The sequence below is a fragment of the Caballeronia sp. ATUFL_F1_KS39 genome, assembly GCF_023630985.1.
Taxonomy (GTDB): domain Bacteria; phylum Pseudomonadota; class Gammaproteobacteria; order Burkholderiales; family Burkholderiaceae; genus Caballeronia; species Caballeronia zhejiangensis.
In genome coordinates, this window is record NZ_JALQDZ010000048.1 from 78,464 (window position 1) to 89,818 (window position 11,355).

Genomic DNA, 11,355 nt, shown 5'->3' on the forward strand with positions numbered 1-11,355 from the left:
CGCAATCATGAGTGAACGCAAGGCAATCGTTCCCGCGGGAATGGAAGCGGTCTACGAAAAGATCCGCTATGCGCCCGCGATCAAGGCCGGCAATACGATCTACGTGTCCGGGCAGATTGGACGCGATGCGAACATGCAACTGGTCGAAGACCGCGAAGCGCAGATCGTGCAGGCTTTCGACAATCTCGAGCTCGTGCTCGAAGCGGCGGGTGCTTCGTTGAGCGATGTCGTCGACGTGACGAGCTTTCATACCGACATGCGCGATCTGCCGTTGTTCATGCAGGTGCGCGAGCGTTATCTGAACACGCATCCGCTGCCGGCGTGGACCGCGATCGGCGCGCATATGCTCGGTGGTTCCGCGGGTTATATCGTCGAAATCAAGGCGGTCGCCGTAGTGACGGCGAGCGCGTCGTAACACGCAAGAAACGTCAACGTAAAAAGAACCGGCCTTGCTGCGCCATGCACGCAGCAAGGAGAACGCGCGCGCGTTCATCGTTCCGCCTGATCAATACATTAAAAATCGCGGAATCAAAGCAAGTCCTACATCCTTGGAGACACCCATGCGGCAAATAGACGTGCAAAAGCTATGCGACGATGCCCGGTTCAGCAAGTTTCATTTGCTGCTTCTGTTCTGGTGCGCGCTCATCATCATCTTCGACGGATACGATCTCGCGGTCGTCGGGATCGCGCTTCCGTCGATCATGAGCGACATGGGCATTCAGCCGACGAGCGCCGGATTCATGGTGAGTTCCGCGCTGCTCGGCATGATGATCGGCGCGGTGTTTCTCGGCACGATTGCCGACAGGATCGGCCGCGTGCCCGCCATCGTCATTTGTCTGCTGCTGTTCAGCGTATTCACGGCCGCGGCCGGATTGACGCGCGATCCCGTGACGTTCGGCATCGCGCGCTTTCTCGCGGGACTGGGCATCGGCGGCGTCATGCCGAATGTCGTCGCGCAAATGACCGAGTATTCGCCGCGCAAGATCCGCAGCACGATGGTCACGCTGATGTTCAGCGGATATTCCGTCGGCGGCATGCTCGCGGCGCTCGTCGGCAAGGGGATGATCGAGCGCTACGGCTGGCAATCCGTCTTCATCGCGGCGGGCCTTCCGGCGCTGCTCGCGCCCGTGATCCTCAAGTACATGCCCGAGTCGCTCGCATTCCTCGTGCGAAACGAACGCGCGGCGCGCCTGAAGGACATTCTTTCGCGCGTCGATCCGCGCTATGTGCCGCAAGAGGCCGACCGCTTCGCGCTTTCCGATCGCGAAGCCGCGCCCGGTTCGCCGATCGCGCGACTCTTCGCCGAAGGACGCGGCATGAGCACCGTCATGTTGTGGATCGCGTTCTTCATGTGCCTCTTCATGGTCTACGCGCTGAGTTCGTGGCTGACGAAACTGATGGCTGGCGCGGGGCACAGCCTCGGCTCGGCGCTCACATTCGTGCTCGTTCTGAACTTCGGCGCGATGATCGGCGCGATCGGCGGCGGATGGCTCGCGGACCGCTTCAACATCAAGTACGTGCTGATCGCCATGTACGCGCTCGCCGCGATTTCCATCAGCCTGTTGGGCGTGAAGGTGCCGGTCGGCGTGCTGTTTTTCCTGGTGGGTCTCGCGGGCGCATCGACGATCGGCACGCAGATCGTCACGTATGCGTTCGCCGGTCAGTTCTATCCGACCGCGATCCGCTCGACGGGCATCGGCTGGGCGTCTGGCATCGGGCGCAGCGGGGCGATTCTCGCGCCTATCGTGATCGGCTTTCTCGTGAGCAAGGCGTTGCCGCTGCAGCAGAACTTCGTCGCCATCGCGGTGCCCGGCGTCATCGCGATGCTTGCCGTTTGTCTGATCGATGCGCGTCGTTCGCGCAATGACGCCATCGCCGTGGCCGCCGCCGATCCGGCGTAACGACGCGTGCGCCCGGCAGTCACTCCTTCGCGGGCTTCGGTTGCCGGGCCTTCTGCGGCTCGGATGGAGCGCCGCGCTGCGTCGGCGCGCGCGTGCAGGCATCGGGCGGCGTGACATAAGGCACGTCGTGGCAGCAGCACGCATAGACCGGAAAGCCGTACGCGTTCTTGCGGACGATGGTCGTCGGTCCATGCAACGGACACACCGCTTTCATGCAGCCTCCTGAAAATGAAAACGCAGTCAATCAGGTGGTTTCATGTTACTCGCGATATGCGCGTGCGCTTGATTCAAGTCAATCGGAGCCGCGGGCGTCCCGATAGAGTGAGAGCGTCGATTCACGTCACGCCACGCAACGGAGTTCGCAGATGAAAGCACTCGTCTATCACGGCCCCGGCATCAAGTCGCTCGACGAGCGGCCGAAACCCGCGCTCGCCGCCGCCACCGATGCGATCGTTCGCGTGACGCGCACGACCATCTGCGGAACCGATCTGCACATTCTCAAGGGCGATGTTCCCACCTGCGAGCCCGGCCGCGTGTTGGGTCACGAAGGCGTGGGCGTCGTCGAGGACGTCGGCGCGGCGGTGTCGACGTTCAAGCCGGGCGATCGCGTGCTGATCTCGTGCATTTCGTCGTGCGGAAAGTGCGAGGCGTGCCGACGCGGCATGTATTCGCACTGCGCGACGGGCGGCTGGATTCTCGGCCACAAGATCGACGGCACGCAGGCCGAATACGTGCGCATCCCGCACGCCGATACGAGCCTCTATCCGATTCCGGCGGATGTCGAGGAAGAGGCGCTCGTCATGCTTTCCGACATTCTTCCGACGGGCTTCGAATGCGGCGTGCTCAACGGGCGCGTGCAGCCGGGCAGCACGGTCGCGATAGTCGGCGCGGGGCCGGTCGGTCTCGCCGCCTTGCTCACCGCGCAGTTCTACGCGCCGGCGCAGATCGTCATGATCGATCGCGACGCGCATCGGCTCGAAATCGCGCGTACGTTCGGCGCGAGCGCGTGCATCGACATCGCGCGCACAGAGGCCGTCGCCGAGATCATGCGTCTGACCGATGGCGCGGGCGTCGATTGCGCCGTCGAAGCGGTCGGCGTGCCGGCGACCTTCGAGCTGTGCCAGCAGATCGTCGCGGCGGGCGGCACCATCGCGAATGTCGGCGTGCATGGCGTGAAGGCCGATCTGCATCTCGAATCGCTCTGGGATCGCAACATCAGCATCACGACGCGTCTCGTCGATACGGTCAGCACGCCGATGCTGCTCAAGACCGTGCGCGCGGGGCGGCTGCAGCCGAAGCAGCTCATCACGCACCGCTTCACGCTCGCGCGCGCGCTCGACGCTTACGACACCTTTGGCCGCGCGGCGGAAACGAACGCGCTGAAGGTCATCATCGAAATCTGAAGTGGGCGGCCTTCAGCGGGAAGCCGTGCGGGCCGGAAAACGATGTACCGCAAAATCCTGGTTGCGCTCGATGGCAGCGAGTGCTCGCAACGCGCGCTCGACGAAGCGATCCGCATCGGCGCGCGTGCGCGAGTGAATGTCGTGTACGTGATCGACGTGGCCGCGCTTTCGTCGTATCCGGCGCAGTATCGCGTGAACGTGCGCGAGGAAGGCGGGCACGCGCTCGATATCGCGTATGCGCGCGTGATCGATGCGGGCATCGAATGCGAAACGGAACTCGCGGAGACGCGCAACGTCACCGATACGATCGCGAAGTGCCTGCAGCGCCGCGCGGTGCACATGCCCGCGGATCTCGTCGTGATGGGCACGCATGGCCGGACCGGGTTGCGCAGGCTCGCGCTCGGCAGCGTCGCGGAAGCGTTCGTCAGACGCTCGACGTGTCCGGTGCTGCTCACGCGCGCACCGAAGCATGTCGCGAAAGACGCGTGAGCCACGACGAGTGAGGCGCGCCCGCGCGATGGCCTGACCGGAGAACAATGACATGGGCCTCGGAATGCAGATCGCCTGCCTCGGCTTCGCGGGCTCGAGCGCGATCGAACGCGAAGCGGGCGTCGAACTCGTGCGGCTTGCGGGCGTCGCGAAAGACATCGTCGATTGCAGGCTCACGATCAAGGCGTCGCTCGATCGCGCGGGACGCACCGTCTTCGACGCGCAACTGGTTCTGCTCACGCGCGATTCCGAGCAGGTCACGGTGCAACGCAGCACACACGCCGACGTGAACGCGGCGCTGCGTCATACATTCGATGACGCCGTTCAGCTGCTGCTTCAGCGCGGCGCGCCGGATGCGATTTGATCCAGATCAATACGCGCTCCGAAACCGTGGCCAAAACTAAGTGGATATGCGCTGCGCCGGCTGGCGTCGCATCAACGTTCCACGAGGTATCGGCATGATCGTTACGTTTCCGAGTCAGCCGCCCGTCTATCAGGGCGATGTCCCTTCGCTCACTTTCGCCGCCTTCGCGGACGGTGAGCCGATCGAGTGCACCATTTCGGCCGAAGCGCTGGAGGATCACTTCGGCGCGGCGTCGTGGCGTGAGGAAGATCTGCAGCAGGCGTTCGAGAGCCATCGCTCGTCGATAGAAGGCGCCGCCGAACATGTGCTGAGCCGCGTCGGCGGCACGTCGGTGATGCTGCGCAGCGGATTTTTCCGCTTTCGCGAAGCGCGCGCTCAGACTGCTTCGAGCCGCGCCTGATCGAGGATCCGCACGTCCTTGCCGCGCGCGTCGATCACGCCGGCCTTTTGCAGCCGCGAGAACATGCGGCTGACGGTTTCGATCTTCAGCCCGAGATAGCTGCCGATTTCCTCGCGCGTCATGCGCAGCACGAATTGCGCGGGCGAATAGCCGCGCGCCTTCATGCGCGTCGACAGATTGAGCAGGAAGGCCGCGACGCGCTGCTCCGCCGTCATCGTGCCGAGCAGCATCATCAGATTGGATTCGCGCACGATCTCGCCGCACATCATGCGATGAACGTGATGCTGCACCGCCTTCACTTCGCGGCACAGCAATTCGAGCAGATCGAACGGAACGATGCAGACGACGCTGTCTTCCAGCGCGATGGCGTCGCACGCGTGGCGGTCGGTGCTCACGCCGTCGAACCCGAGGGGCTCGGCCGCCAGATGAAAGCCCGTGACCTGCTCGTGTCCTTCGCGATGCATGACGACGGTCTTGAAGCAGCCGCTGCGCAGCGCATAGAGACTCTGGAAGGGATCGCCGCTGCGGAAAAGCGTTTCGCCGCGCCGCACGAAGCGCGTCGAGCTGATCATCGCGTCGAGACGCTGATAATCGACCGGCGACAAGCCGGACGGCATGCAGATGCGCTTCATCGAACACGTCGAGCAACGCGTGCTCGGCGGCTTCGCGTCGACGTGCATGCCGGGACTGTCTGCGCTCGCGGAAATCATGCTGCGCCTCCTGTCGAACCGGATCGCGCATCGACGCGCGATCCCGCATGTCACCTGTCCAATTATGGAGTGCGCTGTCTCGAAAAAATGTCGGTGCTGGCTGATCGTGCCGTAGGCATTCGGGAAGACGTGTAGGGAAATGCCGACACGCGCCGCTTCGATTCAGGCGCTGTCGTCGTCGAAAAGCTGATGGCGCACCGCGTAGCGCACGAGCGCGGCTTCGTGGGGAATCTGCATTTTTTCGAGGATGCGCGCTTTGTAGGTGCTGATGGTCTTCGCGCTCACGCACAACGCCTCGCCGATATCGCTGATGGATTCGCCCGCGCACAGCCGCCGGAACACTTCGAACTCGCGGTTCGACAATCGCTGATGCGGTAGCGCATCGTCAGGTTCGGTGAGGCTTTGCGCGAAGCGTTCGGCCATCGCGAGGCTCACGTACGCGCCGCCCGACGCGACCTTGGCGACCGCCGCGACCAGCTCCGCGCTCGCGCTTTCCTTCGTCAGATAGCCCGACGCGCCGGCCTTGAACGCGCGCGCGGCGTATTGCTGCTCGGCGTGCATCGTGAGCACGAGAATGCGCAGCGCGGGCTTTTCGTCCTTGATCTGCTTGAGCAGGTCGAGGCCGCTGCGGCCGGGCATCGACAGATCGAGCACGAGCACGTCTGCCTCCGTTGCGCGCACGAGCGCGAGCGTGCCCGGCCCGTCGCTCGCTTCGCCGGCGACCTCGAAGCCGTGCGCGTTCGCGAGGATATGGCGCAGGCCGTCGCGCACGAGCGCGTGGTCATCGGCGATCAGGACTTTCGTCGTCATGGATTCGGTTCTTCCGTTTCGCGGCCCGGCACCAGCAGAACGGGACACCGCGACAGCCGCGCGAAACCTTCCGCGACGCTGCCGAGCACGATCCGCCGCAAGCCGCGCCGCCCGTGCGTGCCCATGACGACGAGATCGGCGCGGAAATCGTCGGCGCAATGACGGATGCGCTGCGGGATGTCATCGCCGAGATACTCGACTTCGCACACGCGCGGCGTGCCCTTGACGCCCGCTTGCGTCATGCGCTCCGTGGCCGTCGCAGCAAGCCGCCGGCCTTCCTCCAGCAATGCGTCGCGCAGGCCAGGATAGAACGCGCTCGTGGCGTCGTAGGAAACGGGCTGCATGTCGACGACGAAGAGCGGCTGAATTTGCGCCGCGCTCGCGCTTGCGATCCTGATCGCCTCATCGAGGGCGTGGAGGGAAGTCGGGCTGCCGTCGATGGGCACGAGAATGCGGTTGTACATGACGATCTCCTGATCCGGTGTGTTGGCGCGTCGCGGGTGTGCGATCGAGTCTACGGACGGCGTATGCAAAACGGTTGACGCAAGTCAAGGAACGGACCGGTCATCGGCGGGGCGATGAAGCGGAATGTCCACGACGACGCGAAAGCCTTCGCCCGGCGCGCTGCGAAACTCGATGACGCCGCCCAGTTGCCGCACGCGCTCGCCCATGCCGAGCAGGCCGAACGTGCCCGCCGCGCGCGGCCGTTCGATCTCCGCGCCGCGGCCGTCATCCTCGATCGTCAGCGTGCAGCGCGCATACGCGCAGCCGATCGCGATGCGAACTTCCGATGCCCGCGCGTGGCGCACGACGTTCGTCAGCGCTTCCTGCACGAGCCGGAAGAGCGACGTGGACGCAGTCGCCTCGAAGCCGTCCTCGTCGCCTTCGATATCCAGATGGATCGTCAGATCGTAGCGGCGGCGGTAATCGCAAACGAGCCAGTCGATTGCGGCGAAAAGGCCGAGATCGTCGAGCACGGGCGGACGCAGGCCCGCCGCGATGCGTCGCAGCGAACCGATGATCGTGTCGATTTGCGTGAGCGCCTGCTGTTTGAAGCGCGCGTTCGGCGCGGTGCTGTCGAGAATCGACAACTGCATTCTGAGCGCGGCAAGCTGCTGGCCGAGATCGTCGTGCAACTCGCGGGCAATCGACGCGCGCTCGTTTTCCAGCGCCGTCTGCACGTGCGCGGAGAGCTCGCGCGCATGCTGCAGTTCCGTGAGCCGCAAGCGGTCGGTCATGTCGCGCGTGACCTTGGCGAAGCCGATTAGACTACCCGACGGATCGTGCAACGCGGTGATGACGACGTTCGCCCAGAAGCGGCTGCCGTCTTTGCGGATGCGCCAGCCTTCGTCCTCGACGCGGCCCACGCGCGCCGCCGTCGAGAGGGCGTTGTGCGGCTTGCGCGCGGCGATATCGTCGCCCGGATAGAAGACGGAAAAATGACGGCCGACGATATCGCTCGCGTCATAGCCCTTGATCCGCCGTGCGCCGTTGTTCCAGGTCGCGACGTGGCCGTGCGCGTCGAGCAGGAAGATCGCGTAGTCCTCGACCGCTTCGACCAGCAGACGGAAAGGTGCGTCCGTCAGCAGCGAAGGCGTGTTGCCGGGTTCGGTCGCGGAGCAGTCGGTCATCGTTGCAATGGGCGGATGCGCTTGCAACGTCGACGCGTTGCGGCGCTATTGCTTCATCATCTGAAAGGGCGGCAAGGGCAGCTCGTCGCCGTCGAGAAACGCGGTCGCGCAGCGCACCGCGAAGCCGAGCGCGCCGTCCTTGCTTGCGAATGCGCCGAGATTGCCGAGCGAGGTGGCATGGCCGTCCTCTTCGAGAATCGACGCGGTCGCGACGAACGCGTTGCCTACACGAGTGGCGGAGGGCTTAAAAGCCGCTCCCCGATGATAGATGATCATAGATTTGACCGGTGGAGATGATCGAAAGGCTTATGCGGCAGGCATGCCGCGGCGTGAGAGCGAATGCGCGCGGATCAGCGCGGATCAGCGCGGGTTCTGCACTGACTGTCGATAGTCGATCTCGGCCATGCCGTAAGCGAACGCGTAGCGCACCGCGCCCGTTTCGCTGGCGAATTCGCCGAGCATTCCGCTCGAACGGCGCGTGCCGTCCGGTTCTCGCACGATGAGCATCGCCGCGTATCTGTCCTGTTCCGGGACGGCGGTCGCGCTCAGTACGTGCCCTTTGTAGATCACGTCGTCGGGTCGATTCATTGCTCTCTCAGGTTCTAATGTTTTGCCGGCGTGGCAATTCTGACGTTTGCCTACATTCCGTAAGCAGTAAGCCTAACCGTTCAATTTTTGTCGCTTAATCCGATTTAAGCTTTTTTACTTTTCCCATGCAAATGCTTAAGTCCGACCAATCCTGCGGGCATCGGGTCGCGCCTCTGCGCATCGCGTTGAACAGTCTCGATACCGACTTCGCCGCAACGACGTACATCGCGCCGGAGAGCCCCGAATCGGAGCGCATCAGCAGATCGGCTGCGAAAAGCGCCGCGATCGCGACGAGCGGGTGGCACATCACCTGAGCGGTCAAGCGTTTCATCTGCGTCTCACCTCGAAAACATCTGTCGAAATCGGGCAAGACCGCACAGTGCTGCGATAGCGATACGAATCGGGTCCCGTCCTGAGCCTTACTGTGCCTTTAACGTCCGCTTGCAGTCCTGCCCGCACGTCCGCGCTGGCTGCCCGATCGTCCGGGTTTTTTTCCGCTGTCTGCGAATTCGTGAGACGCATACATACAGCCCGCCGACCGTTCCGCCAAAGCCTAGCGTTCAGCCGACCGTCGTCCACTTTTTTAAGCCGTTGCAGACAATAATCGCGACTGCACCGGGGCCGGCCCCTCCTGAACGGAGATCGCAGATGAAAGGGCATTTATCGGTTGGCGTGATCGCAGTCGCTATCGCAGCAATCATCGGTGGATGCAGCGGAGGAAGTTCCTCCGATCCGTCCTCGACATCCGGCGGCTCCGCGTCGGCATCCGGTCCCGCGTCGGCGTCGAGCCCAGCGTCGGCATCCAGTCCTTCGGCCGCATCGTCGGCAAACGGCGCGAGCGCGCCCGCGAGCGCAAGCGCTCCCGCGACGAACTCGCCGTCCGCATCGACTCCGATGGATGTCACCACGTATCACAACGACATCCGCCGCACCGCGCAGCAGCTCGCCGAGACCCGGCTCACGCTCGCCAGCGTGAAGTCGTCCACGTTCGGCAAGCTCGGCTTCTATGCCGTCGATGGCGCCGTCGATGCGCAACCGCTCTTTCTCGCCAACGTGCCGATCGCGGGCGGCACGCATAACGTGCTGTACGTCGCGACCGAGAACGCGACCCTCTACGCGTTCGATGCCGACACCGGCGCCGTGCTCTGGCAAGTCTCGACGCTCGGCGCGGGCGAAGTGCCGAGCGACGATCACGGCTGCGACCAGACCACGCCGAAAATCGGCATCACGGCGACGCCGGTCATCGACCGCTCGCGCGGGCCCAACGGCGTGATCTATGTCGTCGGCATGTCGAAGGACAGCGGCGGCGCGTATCACCAGCGCATCCACGCCATCGACATCGCAACGGGCGGCGAACTGTTCGGCGGCCCGACCGAAATCACCGGCTCGTATCCCGGCACCGGATCGGGCAGCGTGAACGGCGTCGTGCCGTTCACGCCGGGCCAGTACATCGAGCGCGCGTCGCTGCTGCTGCTGAACGGCGTCGTCTATACGGCGTGGAGCTCGCATTGCGACACGCTGCCGTATACCGGCTGGCTCATCGGCTACAGCGCGGACACGCTCAAGCAGACGGGCATCCTCAACGTCACGCCGAACGGCGAGATGGGCGGCATCTGGATGGGCGGCGCGGGCCTGGCATCGGACGGCACGTCGATCTATTTCCTCGACGGCAACGGCACGTTCGACGCGACCATCAACGCGCAGGACATGCCGATCAGGAACAACTTCGGCAACGGCTTCCTCAAGGTCACGCCGAGCGCGACGTTCGCGCTTCAGGTCAACGATTACTTCGAGCCGTCGAACACCGTGGTGGAATCGAACCAGGATCTGGATCTCGGCTCGGGCGGCGTGCTCGTGCTGCCCGATGTCACCGACATCAACGGCAACGTGCAGCATCTCGCGATAGGCGGCGGCAAGACGCGCGTCCTCTACGTCGTGAACCGCGATTCGATGGGCAAGTTCGATTCGAACGCGGATCACATCTATCAGCCGCTTTACTCGACGATCACCGGTCCGATGTTCACCGCGCCGGCGTTCTACAACAACACGATCTACGTCGGCCCGGCGGGCGATCATCTGAAGGCGCTGCCCGTCGTCAACGCGATGGTCGCGACGAGCGCATCGAGCCAGACGACGAGTCCCGCGGGCAACTGGAATTTTCCGGGCCTCGCGCCGGTCATTTCCGCGAATGGCAATACCGACGGCATCGTATGGGGCGTCGAGAACACCACGCCGACCGCCGTGCTGCATGCCTACGACGCGAGCAATCTCGCGATCGAGCTTTACAACAGCAATCAGGCGGGCACGCGCGATCAGTTCGGCAACAACAAGTTCATCTCGCCGACGGTCGCGAACGGCAAGGTCTACGTCGGCACGAAGACGGGCGTGATGGTGTTCGGTCTGCTCGGCGGATGACTGGCGCGGGTCGGGGCCGCATCGATATAAGATCGCGTTACCTCGACCCATGGAGCTTCCGATGCAACTGACCCGTCTTCTTGTTCCGACGTTCGTGCAGACGTTGAAGAACCTGTCGGCGTGGCTCGATAAAGCCGCTGCATTTCAGCACGAGAAAGGCGCGAATCCCGACGCGCTGATGACCTTGCGTCTCGCGCCCGACATGTTTCCGCTCGCCGCGCAAGTGCGCTTCGTGTGCTTTCAGGCACAGGAACCGGTGTACCGGCTGCGCGGCGAAGACCTGCCGCAGACAGTGCTGCGCGTGCGGAAAGAAGGCGCGCATTCGAACGAAGCGCCGGGCACGTTCGCCGATGCGCAAGCCTGCATCGCCGATGCGATCGCATTGCTCTCGAACCTCACTTCCGATGCGCTCGACGCCGGAACCGGCGAGCCGATCGCGCTCGATCTGCCGAACGGCATCGTCTTCGACATGACCGGCGAGCAATACGCGCGCGACTGGTCGCTGCCGCAGTTCTATTTCCACGCGATGACCGCTTACGCGATCCTGCGCAACCACGGCGTGCCGCTCGGCAAGCCGGATTACGTGGCGCACATGTTCTCGTATATCCGGCCCGGCACGCTGCCCCAATCGGGCTGAATCCGCG

At 64.0% G+C, this 11,355-nt stretch carries 17 protein-coding genes; 8 read left to right on the forward strand and 9 right to left on the reverse strand.

Going from position 1 to position 11,355, the window contains the following annotated elements; translation table 11 throughout:
* The first annotated feature begins 7 nt into the window (after positions 1 to 7).
* The gene (locus NCR93_RS24940) at positions 8 to 415 is read left to right on the forward strand and encodes a RidA family protein (RefSeq protein ID WP_033536407.1); all 408 of its coding nucleotides are present in this window, start codon (positions 8 to 10) and stop codon (positions 413 to 415) included.
* A gap of 145 nt (positions 416 to 560) precedes the next feature.
* Complete coding sequence (locus NCR93_RS24945; RefSeq protein ID WP_008347599.1) at positions 561 to 1,901, forward strand: MFS transporter; 1,341 nt, start codon at positions 561 to 563, stop codon at positions 1,899 to 1,901.
* 19 nt (positions 1,902 to 1,920) lie between these two features.
* Here NCR93_RS24945 and NCR93_RS24950 read toward each other — a convergent pair whose 3' ends face one another.
* The gene (locus NCR93_RS24950) at positions 1,921 to 2,115 is read right to left on the reverse strand and encodes a hypothetical protein (RefSeq protein WP_175980540.1); all 195 of its coding nucleotides are present in this window, start codon (positions 2,113 to 2,115) and stop codon (positions 1,921 to 1,923) included.
* A 151-nt stretch (positions 2,116 to 2,266) separates the two neighbouring features.
* Between NCR93_RS24950 and NCR93_RS24955 the strand changes: the two genes are divergently transcribed.
* The 4 genes from NCR93_RS24955 to NCR93_RS24970 all read left to right on the forward strand — a co-directional run bounded on the left by NCR93_RS24955 (position 2,267) and on the right by NCR93_RS24970 (position 4,557).
* Complete coding sequence (locus NCR93_RS24955; protein WP_008347604.1) at positions 2,267 to 3,304, forward strand: zinc-dependent alcohol dehydrogenase family protein; 1,038 nt, start codon at positions 2,267 to 2,269, stop codon at positions 3,302 to 3,304.
* 42 nt (positions 3,305 to 3,346) lie between these two features.
* Positions 3,347 to 3,793, forward strand: a complete 447-nt coding sequence (locus NCR93_RS24960) for a universal stress protein (protein ID WP_008347606.1) — start codon at positions 3,347 to 3,349, stop codon at positions 3,791 to 3,793.
* 52 nt (positions 3,794 to 3,845) lie between these two features.
* Complete coding sequence (locus NCR93_RS24965) at positions 3,846 to 4,157, forward strand: hypothetical protein (RefSeq protein ID WP_239294878.1); 312 nt, start codon at positions 3,846 to 3,848, stop codon at positions 4,155 to 4,157.
* A 94-nt stretch (positions 4,158 to 4,251) separates the two neighbouring features.
* The gene (locus NCR93_RS24970; RefSeq protein WP_008347608.1) at positions 4,252 to 4,557 is read left to right on the forward strand and encodes a DUF1488 family protein; all 306 of its coding nucleotides are present in this window, start codon (positions 4,252 to 4,254) and stop codon (positions 4,555 to 4,557) included.
* Here the strand turns inward: NCR93_RS24970 and fnr are convergent.
* The 8 genes from fnr to NCR93_RS25010 form a co-directional block, all read right to left on the reverse strand.
* Positions 4,533 to 5,267, reverse strand: coding sequence for a fumarate/nitrate reduction transcriptional regulator Fnr (fnr, locus tag NCR93_RS24975; protein ID WP_051078981.1), 735 nt, complete (start codon positions 5,265 to 5,267; stop codon positions 4,533 to 4,535). The two genes, NCR93_RS24970 and fnr, sit on opposite strands and share 25 nt — an antisense overlap.
* 162 nt (positions 5,268 to 5,429) lie before the next feature.
* Positions 5,430 to 6,077 carry a response regulator gene (locus tag NCR93_RS24980; protein ID WP_008347611.1) on the reverse strand — a complete coding sequence of 216 codons (648 nt, stop codon included), beginning with the start codon at positions 6,075 to 6,077 and terminating at the stop codon, positions 5,430 to 5,432.
* The gene (locus tag NCR93_RS24985; protein ID WP_008347612.1) at positions 6,074 to 6,541 is read right to left on the reverse strand and encodes a universal stress protein; all 468 of its coding nucleotides are present in this window, start codon (positions 6,539 to 6,541) and stop codon (positions 6,074 to 6,076) included. Before NCR93_RS24985 ends, NCR93_RS24980 begins: the two co-directional genes overlap by 4 nt.
* 84 nt (positions 6,542 to 6,625) lie before the next feature.
* Positions 6,626 to 7,708, reverse strand: a complete 1,083-nt coding sequence (locus tag NCR93_RS24990; protein WP_239294880.1) for a PAS domain-containing sensor histidine kinase — start codon at positions 7,706 to 7,708, stop codon at positions 6,626 to 6,628.
* A 45-nt stretch (positions 7,709 to 7,753) separates the two neighbouring features.
* Positions 7,754 to 7,984 (reverse strand): hypothetical protein, encoded by a 231-nt coding sequence (locus tag NCR93_RS24995; protein ID WP_008347614.1) that lies wholly within the window; start codon positions 7,982 to 7,984, stop codon positions 7,754 to 7,756.
* Between the two features lie 84 nt (positions 7,985 to 8,068).
* Entirely contained in the window at positions 8,069 to 8,296 is a 228-nt protein-coding gene (locus NCR93_RS25000) for a hypothetical protein (RefSeq protein ID WP_008347615.1), read from the reverse strand.
* A gap of 94 nt (positions 8,297 to 8,390) precedes the next feature.
* Positions 8,391 to 8,618 carry a hypothetical protein gene (locus NCR93_RS25005; protein ID WP_250532299.1) on the reverse strand — a complete coding sequence of 76 codons (228 nt, stop codon included), beginning with the start codon at positions 8,616 to 8,618 and terminating at the stop codon, positions 8,391 to 8,393.
* Positions 8,619 to 8,856: 238 nt separating this feature from the next.
* The gene (locus NCR93_RS25010; protein ID WP_235366246.1) at positions 8,857 to 9,204 is read right to left on the reverse strand and encodes a hypothetical protein; all 348 of its coding nucleotides are present in this window, start codon (positions 9,202 to 9,204) and stop codon (positions 8,857 to 8,859) included.
* Here NCR93_RS25010 and NCR93_RS25015 point away from each other — a divergent pair.
* Complete coding sequence (locus NCR93_RS25015) at positions 9,191 to 10,711, forward strand: outer membrane protein assembly factor BamB family protein (RefSeq protein ID WP_235366245.1); 1,521 nt, start codon at positions 9,191 to 9,193, stop codon at positions 10,709 to 10,711. The genes NCR93_RS25010 and NCR93_RS25015 overlap by 14 nt on opposite strands.
* A gap of 61 nt (positions 10,712 to 10,772) precedes the next feature.
* Positions 10,773 to 11,348 (forward strand): DUF1993 domain-containing protein, encoded by a 576-nt coding sequence (locus NCR93_RS25020; RefSeq protein WP_008347619.1) that lies wholly within the window; start codon positions 10,773 to 10,775, stop codon positions 11,346 to 11,348.
* Positions 11,349 to 11,355 lie beyond the last annotated feature (7 nt).